This window comes from Oleispirillum naphthae (assembly GCA_027864655.1).
GTDB lineage: Bacteria > Pseudomonadota > Alphaproteobacteria > Rhodospirillales > Rhodospirillaceae > Oleispirillum > Oleispirillum naphthae.
Map to the genome: position 1 here is coordinate 1 of JAQAZG010000005.1, position 15847 is coordinate 15847.

The window sequence follows — 15847 nt, forward strand, 5'->3', positions numbered from 1 at the left end:
CGGCCTCCCCCGCCGCCCTCGGCCAGGCCATGCGCGACGCGATGAAGGGTTTGTAACCGCCTGCCGGACGCCGGGGCGTCCCGGCGTCCGGCGCTTTAAGCGCCGGGACGGCCCGGCGCGGACACCGAACGAGGAGGCTTCACGGTTAACCGCCGTGTCGACCCGGGTATATGGTTGGATTCAACGAGACCACTTTCCTGACCGGCGCCAACGCCACCTTCATCGCCGAGCTTTATGCCCGGTACCTGCAAGACCCCGCGTCCGTGGACGCAAGCTGGGTTCCCTATTTCGCCGATCTGGCGGACGACGCCTCCGCCGTTCATGGCGATTTTGTGGCGACTCCGTGGGCAAAGCGCGGCGCCCAGGTGATCGGCGTGCCGGACCCCGACGCGCCGCCGCCGAAGAAGCCGGGGCAGGCGATCAAGGAGGGCGCGGCCGCGATCGCGGGACCCGGCGCCTCCGAGGCGGAGGTGCGCAGGCGCATCGTCGATTCGATCCGCGCGCTGATGATGATCCGCGTCTACCGGGTGCGCGGCCACCTGATGGCCGACCTCGACCCCTTGAAGATGGCCAAGCCGCCGCAGCATCCGGAACTCGACTACCGCTCCTACGGCTTCACCGAGGACGACCTCGACCGCGAAATCTACATGGATTACGTGCTCGGGCTGGAGAAGGCGAAGCTGCGCCGCATCCTCCAGGTGGTGCAGAAGACCTATTGCGGCACCATCGGCGTCGAATACATGCACATCCAGGACCCGGACCAGAAGGCCTGGATTCAGAAGCGCATCGAGGCGGAGGCCAACCAGCCGCGCTTCACCGACCGCGGCAAGCGCGCCATCCTCGAACGCCTCACCGAGGCGGAGGGCTTCGAGCGCTTCCTGCAACTGAAATACACCGGCACCAAGCGCTTCGGCCTGGAAGGCGGCGAGACGACGATCCCCGCCATCGAGCAGGTGCTGAAGCGCGGCAGCCAGCTCGGCATCCGCGAGGTGGTGCTGGGCATGGCGCACCGCGGCCGCCTCAACATGCTGACCACGCTGCTGCACAAGCCCTACCGCGCGATGTTCTCGGAATTCCAGGGCAACCCGGCCAACCCGGAAGACGTGCAGGGCTCGGGCGACGTGAAGTACCACCTCGGCACCTCGGCGGACCGCGAGTTCGACGGCATCCCGGTGCACCTGTCGCTCACCGCCAACCCGTCGCACCTCGACGCGGTGGACCCGGTGGTGCTGGGCAAGGTGCGCGCCAAGCAGGACCAGCGCGGCGATGCCGACCGCAAGGAGGTGATGGGCCTCCTCATCCACGGCGATGCGGCGCTGGCGGGCCAGGGCGTCATCGCCGAGTGCCTGATGCTCTCGCAACTTGCGGGCTACGCCACCGGCGGCACCCTGCACTTCGTGATCAACAACCAGATCGGCTTCACCACCGCGCCGCAGGATTCGCGTTCCGGTCCGTACTGCACCGACGTGGCCAAGGGCATCCAGGCGCCGATCTTCCACGTCAACGGCGACGACCCGGAGGCGGTGGTGCACGTCGCGCGCATCGCCGTGGAGTTCCGCCAGGAGTTCAAGACCGACGTGGTGGTGGACATGGTGTGCTACCGCCGCCACGGCCACAACGAGAGCGACGAACCGGCATTCACCCAGCCGATCATGTACCGCAAGATCGCCCGCCACCCGACGACGCGCCAGGTCTATGCCCGCGCGCTGACCGAAAGCGGCGTGATCGCGGCGGGCGAGGGCGACGCCCTGGTCACCGCCTTCCACGAGCGCATGGAAACCGAGTTCGAGGCCGCCAAGTCGTTCCGCCCCAACAAGGCGGACTGGCTGGAAGGCCGCTGGGCGGGCCTCAGCCAGGGCCGCGACGCCGAGGACGGCGAGGAGGGGGGCTCCTTCTCCGAGGACGGCACCGGCGTCGAACTCGCCGCGTTGCAGGCGGTGGGGCGCGCCATCTCTTCGGTGCCCAAGGGGTTCAACGGCAACCGCAAGATCCTGCGCCAGCTCGAAGCGAAGCGCGCGATGATGGAAAGCGGCGAGGGCATCGACTGGGCCACCGCCGAGGCGCTCGCCTTCGGCACCCTGTTGGCCGAGGGCACCCCGGTGCGCCTCTCCGGCCAGGATTGCGGCCGCGGCACCTTCTCGCAGCGCCACGCGGTGCTCACCGACCAGGACAGCGAGGAGCATTACGTGCCGCTCGCCAACGTGTCGGAAACCCAGGGCCGCTTCGAGATTCTCGACAGCCCGCTCTCCGAGAACGCGGTGCTCGGCTACGAATACGGCTATTCCCTCGCCGAACCGCACCAGCTGGTGCTGTGGGAAGGCCAGTTCGGCGACTTCGCCAACGGCGCGCAGGTGATCATCGATCAGTTCATCAGCTCCGCGGAGTCGAAGTGGCTGCGCATGTCGGGCCTGGTGCTGCTGCTGCCGCACGGCTACGAGGGCCAGGGGCCGGAGCACAGCTCGGCGCGGCCCGAGCGCTACCTCCAGCTCTGCGCCGAGGACAACATCCAGTTCGGCAACTACACCACTCCGGCCAACTACTTCCACGCGCTGCGCCGCCAGGTGCACCGCAACTTCCGCAAGCCGCTGATCCTGATGACGCCGAAGTCGATGCTGCGCGACAAGCGCATGGTCAGCCCGCTCGCCGACTTCCTGCCGGAGACGCGCTTCATGCGCACCCTCGGCGAGGTGGAAACCGCCCTCGCCCCGGACGAGAAGATCCGCCGCGTGCTTCTGTGCTCCGGCAAGGTCTATTTCGACCTCGCGGCGGGGCGGGCGGAGCGCGGCATCGACGATGTCGCCATCGTCCGCGTCGAGCAGCTCTATCCCTGGCCGAAGAACACCCTGGGCAAGCACCTCTCGCGCTATCCGAATGCGGAGATCGTCTGGGTGCAGGAGGAACCGGCCAACATGGGCGCGTGGCTCTTCGTCCACCCGCGCCTGGAGTTTCTCGCCGAGGAGCTGGGCCGCCCCGACCCGCGCCCGACCTACGTCGGACGCCGCGCCGCGGCTTCCCCCGCCACCGGCCTGCACCGCAACCACGTCGCCGAGCAGGAGGGCATCGTCGAACAGGCGCTGACCGCGAAACGGGAGGACATCTTCCAGCCGTTCCGCCGCAGCACCCAGCTCGGCCGCCTGCTGCCGCAGGGTTCCGTACCGAAGAAGAAAGGCTGACCCCCAGCCGTTTACCTGATCCGAGACAGAAAAACTGGTCAAAACGCCATGCCTTATGAAATCGTCGTCCCGACGCTAGGGGAATCGGTGGTCGAAGCCACCGTCGCGAAATGGTTCAAGCAGGTCGGCGAGGCGGTCGCCGCCGACGAGCCTCTGGTCGAACTGGAGACCGACAAGGTGACGGTGGAGGTCAACGCCCCCGCCGCCGGAACCCTGGTCGAGATCGTCGCCCCCGAGGGCGCCGAGGTGGAAGTCGGCGCGCTGCTCGCCCGCCTGGGCGAGGCGGGCGCGCAGGTCATCGCCTCCGTCGCTCCCGCCCCGGCCGCCGCCCCGGCTCCCGCCGCAGCGCCCGCCGCCGCTCCCGCGGGCGCGGACGAGCTTGCCCCCGCGGTGCGCAAGATGATCGTCGAAAACGCCCTCGACCCGGCGGCGATCCCCGCCACCGGCAAGGGCGGACGCCTCACCAAGGAGGGCGTGGTCAACTTCATGGAGGGCCGCACCAAGGTGATGGCCGGGCCCGCCGCCGCCGCGCCGCTGCCCGCCGCGCCCGCCGCGCCGCCGCCGCCGCGCGCCGCCGACCCGCGCGAGGAGCGCGTCAAGATGACGCGCCTGCGCCGCCGCATCGCCGAGCGCCTGAAAGACGCCCAGAACACCGCCGCGATCCTCACCACCTTCAACGAGGTGGACATGACCGCGATCATGGACCTGCGCGCCCGCTACAAGGACTCCTTCGAGAAGAAGCACGGCGTGCGCCTCGGCTTCATGTCGTTCTTCGTCAAGGCCGCGGTCGCCGCGCTCAAGGATGTTCCGGCGGTCAACGCCGAGATCGCGGGCGACGAACTGATCTTCAAGAACTACTACGACATCGGCGTCGCCGTCGGCACGCCGCAGGGCCTGGTGGTGCCGGTGGTGCGCGACTGCGACGCCAAATCCTTCGCCCAGATCGAAAAGGAGATCGGCGGCTACGGCAAGAAGGCGCGCGACGGCAAGCTGACCATGGAAGACATGACCGGCGGCACCTTCACCATCTCCAACGGCGGCGTCTACGGCTCGCTGATGTCCACGCCGATCATCAACCCGCCGCAGTCCGCCATCCTCGGCATGCACAAGACGATGCAGCGCCCGATGGTGATGCCCGACGGGTCGATCGCCGCCCGCCCGATGATGTACCTCGCGGTCTCCTACGACCACCGCATCATCGACGGCGGCGAGGCCGTCACCTTCCTGGTCAAGATCAAGGAAGCCCTGGAAGACCCGGCGCGCCTGACGCTCGGCGTGTGACGCCAAACCCAAGGCCGGGGGCGCCGCCCCCGGCACCCCCGCCAGGGGCCGCGGCCCCTGGAACCCGTTACCGGTTTTTTGCGCGAAGCGCTGTCGAACTCCTGCGACACCGACGCGCGTCGATTGCCGCTTCGCGGCGAAAACATATGAGGTCGAGGAGGCCGAGCCTCCTCGCGGGTCCAGGGCGGAGCCCTGGCCTTGCCCAGCTTTTTTTGACAGAGGCGGAACATGAGCACGAACAAGGACAGGACATTCGACGTGGTGGTGGTGGGCGGCGGTCCGGGCGGCTATGTCTGTGCGATCCGCGCGGCGCAGTTGGGGCTTTCCGTCGCCTGCGTCGAGAAGCGCGGCGCCCTGGGCGGCACCTGCCTCAACGTCGGGTGCATTCCGTCGAAGGTGCTGTTGCAGTCCTCGCACCACTACCGCACCGCGAAAGAGGAACTGGCGGAGCACGGCGTCAAGGTGGCGGGCGTGGAGCTGGACCTGCCTGCGATGATGGGCCGCAAGGACAAGGTGGTCGCCGACTTCACCAAGGGCGTGGAGTTTTTGTTCAAGAAGAACAAGGTCGCCTACTTCAAGGGCGCGGCCGCCCTTACCGGGCCGAACGCGCTGAAGGTGAGCGGCGAGGACGGCGAGGCCGAACTGACGGCGAAGACCGTGGTGATCGCCACCGGCTCGGTCTCCGCGCCGCTGCCGGGCGTCGCCGTGGACGAAAAGACCGTGGTCTCCTCCACCGGCGCGCTGGCCCTGCCCAAGGTGCCGAAGTCGATGGTGGTGATCGGCGCGGGGGTGATCGGCCTGGAGCTCGGCTCGGTGTGGGCGCGCCTCGGCGCCGAGGTCACGGTGGTGGAGTTCCTCGGCAAGATTCTGCCGCCCTTCGACGACGAGGTCTCCAAGCAGATGCAGCGCATCCTGGAGAAGCAGGGAATGAGCTTCAAGCTCGCCCACAAGGTCACCGGCGTGACCGCCGGCAAGTCCGGGGCCACGGTCTCGGTGGAGCCGGTCAAGGGCGGCGACGCGCTCTCCCTGGAGGCCGACGTGGTGCTGGTGGCGATCGGCCGCCGCCCCTACACCGAGGGCCTGGGGCTGGAGGCGGCGGGGGTTGCGGTCTCCGAGAAGGGCTTCATTCCGGTGGATGCGCACGGGCGCACCAACGTGCCGAGCATCTACGCCATCGGCGACGTGGCCGGCGGCCTGATGCTCGCCCACAAGGCGGAAGAGGAAGGCGTGGCGGTGGCGGAAACCATCGCCGGACAGGCGGGCCACGTGAACCACGGCATCATCCCCTCGGTGGTCTATACCCACCCGGAGGTCGCCTCCGTCGGCAAGACCGAGCAGGAACTCAAGGCGGAGGGCACCGCCTATGCCGTCGGCAAGTTCCCGTTCATCGCCAATTCCCGCGCCAAGGCCAACGGCGATGCGCCGGGCTTCGTCAAGATCCTCGCCGACAAGCGCACCGACCGCGTGCTCGGCGCGCACCTCATCGGCCCCGGCGCGGGGGAACTCATCGCCGAGGTGGCGGTGGCCATGGAATTCTCCGCCTCCGCCGAGGACATCGCGCGCACCTGCCATGCCCACCCCTCGCTCTCCGAGGCGGTGAAGGAGGCGGCGCTCGATACCGCCAAGCGCGCGATCCATATTTAAAAACTAAAACGTTGCGAGGGGACTCGGTCCCCTCGCGCACCCCATAACTCATTTTTCGCCGCGACGGAGAACGCCAAAGGCGTTCGGAGGGACATGGCCGAGGACGAGGAAAATGCTAGATGCATTTTCCGAGCAAGCGGCCATCAACCGTCACGCCGCGTGATGGTTCCATCGCGCTACGCGCAAAAACCAAAGTTATGGAGTCAAGGGGGCCTTCCGGCCCCTTGCGGGTCCGGGCAGCGCCCGGCCTGGCTTTTCCCCGCGCATAAACTCCGCGTAAAGACTCTGCGGGAACTTTAGCTGCGCGGCGGCGGGTGGAGCGGCAGACTGCAGCCTGGAGCGGTTCTCGGCTACGGTTGCGTGTCATGTCGTTCGCGTCTTTGCAGTTCGTGTTCTATGCCGTCGGTTTTCTGCTGAACCTCATCGCCGCGGCGATGGCGGTTCCGGCGGCGGTGGATTATTTCGACGGAAATCCGGACTGGCGGGTGTTCCTCGCCTCGATGGCGGTGACGTTCTATGTCGGCTTGTCGCTGATGGAGGCGAACCGCAACGCCACGCGGCGGATGTCGGTGCGCACCGGTTTTCTGCTCACCACGCTGGGCTGGGTGGTGGTGACCGCGTTTGCGGCGTTGCCCTTGGCCTTCTGTTCCCTGCACATCGGGTTCACCAACGCCTTCTTCGAGGCGATGTCGGGGTTGACCACCACCGGCTCGACGGTGCTGACCGGGCTGGACGACATGGCCCCCGGGCTGCTGCTGTGGCGGTCGATGCTGCAAGGCATCGGCGGGCTGGGGATCATCGCCATGGCGATGATCATGATGCCGTTCCTGCGCGTCGGCGGCATGCAGTTGTTCCACTCCGAATCCTCCGACATTTCGGAACGTCCGGTGCCGCGCGCCTTCCACGTGGTGGGGATCACCGCGCTGGTCTATTGCGGGCTGATTCTCGCCTGCGCGGTGGCGCTGGTGGCGGCGGGGATGCCGCTGTTCGATGCGGTCAACCACGCGATGGCGGCGATCGCCACCGGCGGCTTTTCCACCAAGGACGCCTCGGTGGGGTATTTCCGCTCCGTGCCGATCGAGGCGGTGCTGATCGTCTTCATGACGCTGGGGGCGTTGCCGCTGGTGTTCTATGCCCGCCTGGCGATGAACTGGCGGCGCGCGCTTTCCCGCGAGCGGCAGGTGCCGACCTTCCTCGCGGTGCTCGGCGTGGCGATTCTCGCCGTCGCCGCTCTGCGCTGGCACACCGGGCACGTGCCGTTCGCCGCGGCGCTGCGGCAGGCGGCGTTCAACGTCACCTCGGTGCTCACCGATACCGGCTTCGCCACCGCGGATTATGGGGCCTGGGGCGAGTGGGCGGTGGCGGCGTTCATGCTGCTGATGTTCATCGGCGGCTGCGCCGGGTCCACCGCGGGCGCGATCAAGATCTTCCGCTGGCAGATTCTCTTCCGCGGCATGGTCGATCAGATGCGCCGCGCGCTGTCGCCGCACCGCGTGGCGGTGGTGCGCCACGAGGGCCACGTGGTGGACGAGGGGACCATCGGCTCGGTGCGCAATTTCTTCTTCATGTATCTCTTGACCTGGGCGGGGCTTACCACCGCCTGCATGGTCTCGGGGATGGATTATCTGTCCGCCACCAGCGGCGTCGCCCAGGCGATGGCCAACGCCGGGCCGGGGCTGGGCGAGCTGATCGGCCCGGCGGGGAACTTCCGCGAGATTCCGGATGCGGCGAAGTGGGTGCTCTCCGCGGCGATGCTGCTCGGGCGGCTGGAGTTGACAACCGTCTACGTGCTGCTGACCATGGCGTTCTGGCGCGACTGAGCGCCGTTTGCGGGGTGCCCTGCGATGACCGGTTCCGAAACCTCCCTGATCCGCGAAGAGACGCCCCTGCGGCAGCGCCTGGTGCCCTATGCCTGGGGGCTGGGCGCGGTGGTGGTGGCGGGCGGCATCGCCTATGGGCTGGAGAAGGTTCTGCCGCTGCCCAACCTCTCCCTGGTGTTCCTCTCCGCGGTGCTGCTGGTGGCGATGCGCTATGGCGCGCTGCCTGCGATCTATGCGGGGATTCTCGGCGCGGCGATCTACAACTTCTTCTTCACGCCGCCCTATTACACCTTCTTCATCGACCACGAGGGCGACAGCCTGACCCTCGCCTTCTTCCTGCTCGTCGCGGCGCTCACCGGGCATATCGCGGGCGGCGTGCGCACCCAGTTGATGTCGGCGCGGCAGGCGGCGCAGCGCACCGCCCAGCTTTATGCCTTCAGCAGCAAGGTGGCGGCGGCTTCGACCCTGGCGGAGGTGATCGGCGCGGTGCGCGGGCACGCGGCGGCGACGCTCACCGCCTCGGCCCTGGTGCTGCTGCCGCTGCCGCGCGATGCGGAGGTTCTGCGCCCCGCGCCCGGCCAGGAGGGGGAGGACGGCCTGCCCGAGGGCGACCGCGCCGCCGCCCTGGCGGCCTGGCGGTCGGGCGCGCCCGCCGGGCGGGGGGCGCGCGCCTGCGCTGCGGCCGCGCGCCTGTTCATGCCGCTTTCCACCGCGCGCGGGCGGGTGGGGGTTCTCGCCCTCGGCCTCGCGGCGGAGCGCGCCGGGGTGAGCGCCGAGCAGGAGGATCTGCTGCGCGCCGTCGCCGACCAGGCGGCGGTGGCGATCGAACGGGTGCTGCTGGCCGCGGCGGCGGAGGACTCCCGCCTGCTGTCGGAGACCGAGAGCCTGCGCGCCGCGCTGCTCTCCTCGGTCTCCCACGACCTGCGCACGCCGCTGGTCTCGGTGATCGGCTCGGCGACGACGCTTTCGGAAGTCGGCGACGTGATCTCGGCGGAGGAGCGCGCCGACCTGGTGCGCACCATCCTGGGGGAGGCGAACCGCCTCAACCGCTTCGTCCAGAACCTGCTGGACATGACGCGGCTTTCCTACGGCGGGCTCGGCCTGCGCCGCGACTGGGTGGATCTGCGCGATATCGTCGGCCACGCGGTGGGCGCGGCGCGCGACCTGCTCGCCCCCTTCGAGGTCAAGGTGGCGGTGGCCGAAGACGTGCCGCTGCTCTATGCCGACCCGGTGCTGATGGAGCAGGTGCTGGCCAACCTGCTGGACAACGCGGCGAAGTATTCGCAGCCCGGCGGGCGCATCGGCGTGGTCGCGGCGCGGCGCGGCGACAATGTGGACATCCGCGTCGCCGACCAGGGGCCGGGCATCCCGGAGGAGAACCGCGAGCGGGTGTTCGACATGTTCTTCCGCGTGCGCGCCGGGGATTCGCGGGCGGCGGGCACCGGGCTCGGGCTCGCCATCTGCCGCGGCCTGGTGGGGGCGCACGGCGGAACCATCCGCGCCGAGGCCGGGGCGCTCGGCATCGGCGCGGAGATGGTGATCACCCTGCCGCTTGCGCCGCCGCCGCCCGGCGACGACGACGGCGGCGAAGGAGAAGCGTGATGGACACGGCGGAACGGCAGACCATCCTGGTGGTGGACGACGAGGCGCAGATCCGCAAGTTCCTGCGCATCAGCCTCTATGCCCACGGCTATGCGGTGATCGAGGCGGCGCGCGGCGAGGATGCGATCCGCAAGCTCGCGGAGGAGTCGCCGGACCTGGTGGTCCTCGACCTCGGCCTGCCGGACATCGACGGGCAGGAGGTGATCCGCCGCATGCGCGAGTGGTCGTCGGCGCCGATTCTGGTGCTCTCGGTGCGCGCCGACGAGGCGGGCAAGGTGCTGGCGCTGGACGGCGGCGCCAACGACTACGTCACCAAGCCGTTCGGCATCGCCGAGCTGGTGGCGCGCGCCCGGGCTCTGCTGCGCGGCCGCGAGGCCCCCGCGGCGGCGGAGGCGGGCTACGGCCGCGGCGGCCTCGAAGTGGATTATGCGGCGCGCCGCGTGTCGGTGGACGGCGGCGAGGTGCGCCTCACCCGCAAGGAGTTCGACCTCCTGCGCCTGCTCACCCGCGACGTCGGCAAGGTGCTGACGCACGAGGCGCTGCTGCGCGCGGTGTGGGGCGACGCCTTCGCCGATCAGACCCATTACCTGCGGGTGCACATCGGCCACCTGCGGCAGAAGCTCGGCGACGACCCCAACGCGCCGCGCTTCATCCACACCGAGCCGGGGGTGGGCTACCGCCTGTCGGAATAGCTACATCGCCAGCACGTTGCTTTTCGTCACGGTGGTGCGGAACGAGGCGATCCTGTCCATCTGGGCGCGCAGTTCGTCGTCGGAGAGGCGCTTCTGCTCGATCACGCCGATCCAGCCGAGCCCGTCGTAGGCCTCGTAGCCGATGGTCTTGGCGAAGGCGATGAGCCGCCCGTCCCTGGTGATGATGATGCCCTTGCTCCGGTTCTCGGGGTTGAAGTCGTAGGTGCGGTAGAGGCCCTCGCCGTCGGAGGCGGCGATCACCCGGTGCCGCGCGTCCAGCAGCAGAACGCGGCTGCGCTCCCACTCCTCGGCGGAGAAGGTGGGCTCGTCGCGCACGATGGTGTGGGACTGCGCCCCCCAGTCGAAGAACACGCCGAGCGCCCCCACCGCCTTGCCGTCCACGTGGCCGCCCTCGCGCACCGCGGCGGCATAGAGCGCCACCGGGGAGTTGCGGTGCACCGGGTCGGTGAAGATGTCATCGACGATGTAGTCGTCGCCGCTTTGCGTGGCGATCGCCTTCTTGAACCACGGGGTGGCGGCGTAGCTGGCGCGCATCACCTCGGGGAAGCCGTCGGGCTGCGAGCAGGCGACGGGCGTGCCGTCGATGTTCACCAGCACCAGGTCGAGGTAGACGGAATAGAAGCGGTTGATCGTCGCCAGGCGGTCCACGGCGCGGGCGGCGCGCTCCTCCGACGGGTCCTCGAGGGCGCGCCGGAACGCCTCGTCGGTGGCCCACCAGCGCACGTCGGCGGTGCGTTCGTAGAGGTTGCGGACGATCAGCTGCACCAGGGTCTGCGCCATATCGACGATGCGCGTGCCCTCCAGGTCCTTGACCAGGGTGTCGCTGATGTCGAGACCCTGCTTGATGCGGTTCAGCACCACCGAGCGCATCTCCTCGGAGTTGACGGCGGCCTGGCGGGCCAGAGTCTTGACCTCGCCCGCGACCACGGCGAAGCCCTTGCCCGCCTCGCCCGCCCGCGCCGCCTCGATGGTGGCGTTGAGCGCGAGAAGCTGGGTCTGGCCGGCGATCGCTTCGCTGCTCTTGGCGAAGCCCTGGACGTCTTTCTGGATGGTGCTCATGATCAGGCGCATGCGGCGCGGCATGGTCGGTCCTCGTCTTGCGTGAAAAGATGACGGGTGGTGGTTCCCCCTCCATTCGGATAGGGAAGAATCGCAAGAACCGCGCCATCCGCGCAGAATCGCGGGCCATAATAAAATCATTATAATTCAATCGGTTGCCACAATCTGGGCAATCCGGGGGGAAATCTATCCCCAAGTTCAGCGCATACAATTTATGCACATGAATATAGCCGCATAAAAAGTCGGCAGTTTCCGGGGGTTAGTCGGGGGTATGGCGGCCGCGCGGGTGCGCCGCGGCGTGCACCGCCTTGAGCCGCACGGTGTCCACCTTGGTGTAGCGCTGCGTCGCCGCGAGCGAGGCGTGGCCCAGAAGCTCCTGGATGGTGCGCAGGTCGCCGCCCGACTCCAACAGGTGGGTGGCGAAGCTGTGGCGCAGCGCGTGCGGCGTCGCGCTTTCCGGCAGGCCGAGCAGGCCGCGCAGGCGGCGCACCTGGCGCTGCAGCACCCCGGGATTGAGCCGCCCGCCGCGCGCGCCGACGAACAGCGGCTCCTTGCCCGCGAGGCGGTAGGGGCAGGCGGCGAGGTAGGCGCCGATCGCCTCCGCGATCACCGGCAGCACCGGCACGATGCGGGTCTTGTTGCCCTTGCCGGTGACGCGCAGCGCGCCGCCCGTGGGCTTCTCCGCCGCGGAAAGGGCCAGCGCCTCGCCGATGCGCAGGCCCGCGCCGTACATCAACAGCAGGGCGGCGGCGTCGCGCTTGCCGATCCAGGGTTCGGCCTCCGCCGTCGCGGCGGCGCGCACCGCGTCCAGCGCCTCGTCGGCGGACAGCGGGCGCGGCAGGGACTGGGTGCGGCGCGGCGTGCGCAGCGCGGCGAGCGCGGCGTTGGCGCAGAGGCCTTCGCGCTCCAGCCATTTGAACAGGGTGCGCAGCGAGGAAAGCTCGCGCGCCAGCGAGGCGGAGCCGATGCCCGCGGCGTTGCGCGCCGACAGATAGGCGCGGAAGTCGCGGGTGGAGAGCGCCGCGAGGTCGGAGAGGTCCGGCGGCGCGCCGAGGTATGCGGTGAGGAAGGCGGCGAACCGCGCCACGTCGCGGGCATAGGCGTCGAGGGTGTTGGCCGCGGCGCGGCGCTCCGCGGCGAGCCACTGCCGCCACTCGGCTGCCGCGGCGGCAAGGCCGGGCGCGGCGGAAAAGCCGCTCAAGGGGTCGGTGCGCACCATCGCGACAGCACGATTGCCAGAAGGCGGGTGAGGAAGTCGAGGAGGTCGGTCGCCTGCTCGGGGTGAAAGGTTCCGGCGGAGAACGACCCCAGCGCCAGCACCCCCACCGGCACCGCATGCGGCGCGGTGCCTCCCGGCTCCCACCCCGCCGGTTCGTCGAGGCGGGCGAGCGCGTCGGAGCGGATGCGCGGGGCGAGCGCGCCGAACAGCGGGTTGCCGCTGCGCTCGGCGGCGAGGCGGATGCGCCCGCCCAGGGGGAACAGGCGCTCCACGGTGCCCGCGGGCACCCGCGCGATGCCGGAAGGCCCCTCGTGCACGCCGTCGGCCGAGGCGTCCTCGAGGATCAGGGCGACGGCATCGACGTCGAGAATGCGCGGCCAGTCGCGGGTGAGCACGCGGTGGAAGTCGGCGGGGGTCTCCACCTCGGCGAGGCGCAGCGCCGCGGAGTGGGTGCGCTGCTGCCGGGTGAGGTTGGTGCGGCTCATCGCCAGGATGTCCACCGAGGTGCGCGACAGGCGGTCGAGGTCGAGGCGCAGGCCGCGGATCATCGCCGCCTGGAAGTCGGCCACCGGGTCGTCGCCGGAAAACCGCGACGGCGGCGACATCGTGCGCAGCAGGTCGGGGCGCTCGGCGAGGAAATCCGGATAGCTCCGCAGGAAGGCTTCCACATCCTCCGGCGCGGGCAGGGTTTCGGCGGCCAGCAGGTCCTGGGCGCTCACGGCGCGAATCCCGGCCGCGCGCAGGCGGCTTTTGCGGGGCACAACAAGAAAGTCATGGCATGGAACGCCTGTGGTTTGCTAAGCACGAGGCGAGGTGGGACGCCTCCCCCGAATCGTCCGGAGTGTACCCGATGATCGCGCCCAGTGCCATATCCGATGGCGGCGCGCCGCCCGCGGGCGGCGGCAGGGCCGCGGTGTGCGTGCCGCTGCCGCTGGCCACGCTCTACGACTACCGCGTGCCCGCGGGCATGGATGCGCCGCCGGGGGCGGTGGTGCGGGTGCCGGTCGGCGGGCGCGCGGTGTGGGGCGTGGTGTGGGGCGCGGCCGAGGGCGGCCTCGAGGAGCGCCGCGTCAAGGACGTTCTCCAGGTTTCCGCGCGGCCGCCGTTCCCCGCGGCGCTGCGCCGCTTCATCGACTGGGTGGCCGACTACACGATGAGCCCCAAGGGCGCGGTGCTGCGCATGGCGCTTTCCGTCCCCGCGGCGCTGGAGGACGACGCGCCCGCCTGGGGCGTGGCGCGCGGCGCGGCGTGGCCGCAAGGCGCACGCCGCACCGCGGCGCGGCAGAAGCTGTGGGAGGCTCTGGCGGGCTGCCCGCCCCTGCCGCAGGCGGAGGCGGCGCGCCGCGCCGGAGTGGGGGCGGCGGTGGTTTCCGCGCTGCTCGCCGAGGGCGGCCTGGTGCGCGTCGCGCTGCCGCCGCGCCGCTTCGCCGAGCCTGAGGGAACCGCCGCGCCGCCGGTGCTCGGCCCGGCGCAGGCGGTGGCCGCCGCCGCCCTGGCGAAGGGCATCGGCGCGGGGTTCTCGGTGACGCTTTTGGACGGCGTCACCGGCTCGGGCAAGACCGAGGTCTATTTCGAGGCGATCGCCGAAGCGCTCGCCCAAGGCCGCCAGGCCCTGGTGCTGGTGCCGGAGATCGCGCTCACCGCGCAGTGGCTGGGCCGCTTCGAACGGCGCTTCGGCGCCGCGCCCGCGGTGTGGCATTCCGAGCTTTCCCCGGCGCTGCGCCGCGACACCTGGCGCGCCGTGGCCGACGGGCGGGTGCGGGTGCTGATCGGCGCGCGCAGCGCCCTCTTCCTGCCGTTTTCCGACCTCGGGCTGATCGTCGTGGACGAGGAGCACGAGGCCGCCTTCAAGCAGGAGGAGGGGGTGATCTACCAGGGGCGCGACATGGCGGTGGTGCGCGCCCGCATCGCGGAAATTCCGGCGGTGCTCGCCTCCGCCACGCCGTCCTTGGAGACGCTCGCCAACGTGCGCGCCGGGCGCTATGCCGCGCTCGCCCTGCCGGACCGCCACGGCGGCGCGGTGCTGCCCGCGGTCTCGGTGATCGACCTGCGCGCCGCGCCGCCGGAAAAGGGCGATTGGGGGCGCGGCTGGCTCGCCCCGCCGCTGGTGGCGGCGATCGCCGAGACCATGGAGAAGGGGGAGCAGACCCTGCTCTTCCTCAACCGCCGCGGCTATGCGCCCTTGACGCTGTGCCGCTGCTGCGGCCACCGCCTGCAATGCCCGCGCTGCACCGCTTGGCTGGTGGAGCACCGCAACGGCCGCGGCGCCCGCCTGCAATGCCACCACTGCGGCTATGCCGCGCCGCTGCCCGAGACCTGCCCCTCCTGCGGCGCGGAGGCGAGCTTCGTCCCCTGCGGCCCCGGCGTCGAGCGCCTCGACGAGGAGGTGGCGGCGCGCTTTCCCGCGGCGCGGCGGCTGATCCTCTCCAGCGACCACGCCGCCGGTCCCGCCGCCATGGCCGCGGCGCTGGCGCGCATCGCGGCGGGGGAGGTGGACGTGGCGATCGGCACCCAGGTGGTGGCCAAGGGGCACCATTTCCCCGGCCTCACCCTGGTCGGCGTGGTCGATGCCGACCTCGGGCTGGCGGGCGGCGACCTGCGCGCCGCGGAACATACCTACCAACTGCTGCACCAGGTGGCGGGCCGCGCCGGGCGCGCCGCGCGGCCGGGCCGCGTGCTGTTGCAGAGCTACGATCCGGCGCAGCCGGTGATCGCCGCGCTCGCCGCCGGGGACCGGGACTCCTTCGTCGCCGCGGAGCAGGCGTCGCGCCGCGCGCTGGGCATGCCGCCCTACGGCCGCCTCGCCGCGCTGATCGTCGCCGCGCCGTCGGAGGAGATGGCCGCCCGCACCGCGGCGGAAATCGGCCGCGCCTTCCCCGGCGACGCCGGGGCGCGGCTCTATGGTCCCGCGCCCGCCGTGCTTTCGCGGTTGCGCGGCTGGTCGCGCTTCCGCCTGCTCGTCGCCGCGCCGCGCGGCCTGCGCCTGCAGCCGCTGTTGCGCGCCTGGCTCGCCGCCGTGCCGATTCCCCGCGCGGTGCGCGTCAAGGTCGATATCGACCCCTACGGCTTCATGTGAACCGGCGCGGTTCCTCCCCCACCCCCCCGGCGGCGGCGCGGCGGAAAACCCCCGCTTTCGGCGCGGCGGACCGCATTCGCGGTTTGCAAGCGGAGATTTTCTTGTAAAATCCCGCCTGCCCTGGCGGCGTGCGGGGTTGCGGGGGCTTGTCAAGAATGATAAACATCCTCCGCGCAATCGGGGGAAGGCGTACAGTACCGTCATAATTCGCGGGGATACCGTCCCCGGAACCCACTCTAGCTTTGGGGGTTTGTCCCAGT

At 70.5% G+C, this 15847-nt stretch carries 10 protein-coding genes; 7 read left to right on the forward strand and 3 right to left on the reverse strand.

Annotated features, from left to right (window positions below):
• The first annotated feature begins 170 nt into the window (after positions 1-170).
• The 6 genes from O7R11_RS06825 (at position 171) to O7R11_RS06850 (ending at position 10212) form a co-directional block, all read left to right on the forward strand.
• A complete protein-coding gene (locus tag O7R11_RS06825) occupies positions 171-3173 on the forward strand; it encodes a 2-oxoglutarate dehydrogenase E1 component (RefSeq protein WP_337996754.1) in 3003 nt (1000 codons plus the stop codon).
• 48 nt (positions 3174-3221) lie between these two features.
• Entirely contained in the window at positions 3222-4454 is a 1233-nt protein-coding gene (odhB, locus tag O7R11_RS06830) for a 2-oxoglutarate dehydrogenase complex dihydrolipoyllysine-residue succinyltransferase (RefSeq protein ID WP_337996755.1), read from the forward strand.
• A 228-nt stretch (positions 4455-4682) separates the two neighbouring features.
• On the forward strand, positions 4683-6098 hold the full coding sequence (gene lpdA / locus O7R11_RS06835) for a dihydrolipoyl dehydrogenase (protein ID WP_337996756.1): 1416 nt from the start codon (positions 4683-4685) through the stop codon (positions 6096-6098).
• Between the two features lie 365 nt (positions 6099-6463).
• On the forward strand, positions 6464-7918 hold the full coding sequence (locus O7R11_RS06840; RefSeq protein WP_337996757.1) for a TrkH family potassium uptake protein: 1455 nt from the start codon (positions 6464-6466) through the stop codon (positions 7916-7918).
• A gap of 24 nt (positions 7919-7942) precedes the next feature.
• The gene (locus O7R11_RS06845; protein WP_337996758.1) at positions 7943-9520 is read left to right on the forward strand and encodes a sensor histidine kinase; all 1578 of its coding nucleotides are present in this window, start codon (positions 7943-7945) and stop codon (positions 9518-9520) included.
• The gene (locus tag O7R11_RS06850; protein ID WP_337996759.1) at positions 9520-10212 is read left to right on the forward strand and encodes a response regulator transcription factor; all 693 of its coding nucleotides are present in this window, start codon (positions 9520-9522) and stop codon (positions 10210-10212) included. Before O7R11_RS06845 ends, O7R11_RS06850 begins: the two co-directional genes overlap by 1 nt.
• On the opposite strand, the gene O7R11_RS06855 is transcribed toward O7R11_RS06850, so the two are convergent.
• From O7R11_RS06855 to O7R11_RS06865, 3 genes are all read right to left on the reverse strand, one after another.
• Positions 10213-11316, reverse strand: a complete 1104-nt coding sequence (locus O7R11_RS06855; RefSeq protein ID WP_337996760.1) for a methyl-accepting chemotaxis protein — start codon at positions 11314-11316, stop codon at positions 10213-10215.
• A gap of 235 nt (positions 11317-11551) precedes the next feature.
• Positions 11552-12511 carry a tyrosine recombinase XerC gene (locus O7R11_RS06860; RefSeq protein ID WP_337996761.1) on the reverse strand — a complete coding sequence of 320 codons (960 nt, stop codon included), beginning with the start codon at positions 12509-12511 and terminating at the stop codon, positions 11552-11554.
• Positions 12490-13230, reverse strand: a complete 741-nt coding sequence (locus O7R11_RS06865; protein WP_337996762.1) for a DUF484 family protein — start codon at positions 13228-13230, stop codon at positions 12490-12492. The genes O7R11_RS06860 and O7R11_RS06865 overlap by 22 nt, the downstream gene beginning before the upstream one ends.
• A 131-nt stretch (positions 13231-13361) precedes the next feature.
• Here O7R11_RS06865 and O7R11_RS06870 point away from each other — a divergent pair, with 131 nt between their 5' ends.
• Positions 13362-15587, forward strand: coding sequence for a primosomal protein N' (locus tag O7R11_RS06870; protein WP_337996763.1), 2226 nt, complete (start codon positions 13362-13364; stop codon positions 15585-15587).
• Positions 15588-15847 lie beyond the last annotated feature (260 nt).

Excerpts from the sequence above, each read along its gene's own strand:
- O7R11_RS06825 (WP_337996754.1), top strand. The coding sequence starts at position 171 with ATGGTTGGATTCAACGAGACCACTTTCCTGACCGGCGCCAACGCCACC.
- odhB (WP_337996755.1), top strand. The coding sequence starts at position 3,222 with ATGCCTTATGAAATCGTCGTCCCGACGCTAGGGGAATCGGTGGTCGAA.
- lpdA (WP_337996756.1), top strand. The coding sequence starts at position 4,683 with ATGAGCACGAACAAGGACAGGACATTCGACGTGGTGGTGGTGGGCGGC.
- O7R11_RS06840 (WP_337996757.1), top strand. The coding sequence starts at position 6,464 with ATGTCGTTCGCGTCTTTGCAGTTCGTGTTCTATGCCGTCGGTTTTCTG.
- O7R11_RS06845 (WP_337996758.1), top strand. The coding sequence starts at position 7,943 with ATGACCGGTTCCGAAACCTCCCTGATCCGCGAAGAGACGCCCCTGCGG.
- O7R11_RS06850 (WP_337996759.1), top strand. The coding sequence starts at position 9,520 with ATGGACACGGCGGAACGGCAGACCATCCTGGTGGTGGACGACGAGGCG.
- O7R11_RS06855 (WP_337996760.1), bottom strand. The coding sequence starts at position 11,316 with ATGCCGCGCCGCATGCGCCTGATCATGAGCACCATCCAGAAAGACGTC.
- O7R11_RS06860 (WP_337996761.1), bottom strand. The coding sequence starts at position 12,511 with ATGGTGCGCACCGACCCCTTGAGCGGCTTTTCCGCCGCGCCCGGCCTT.
- O7R11_RS06870 (WP_337996763.1), top strand. The coding sequence starts at position 13,362 with ATGATCGCGCCCAGTGCCATATCCGATGGCGGCGCGCCGCCCGCGGGC.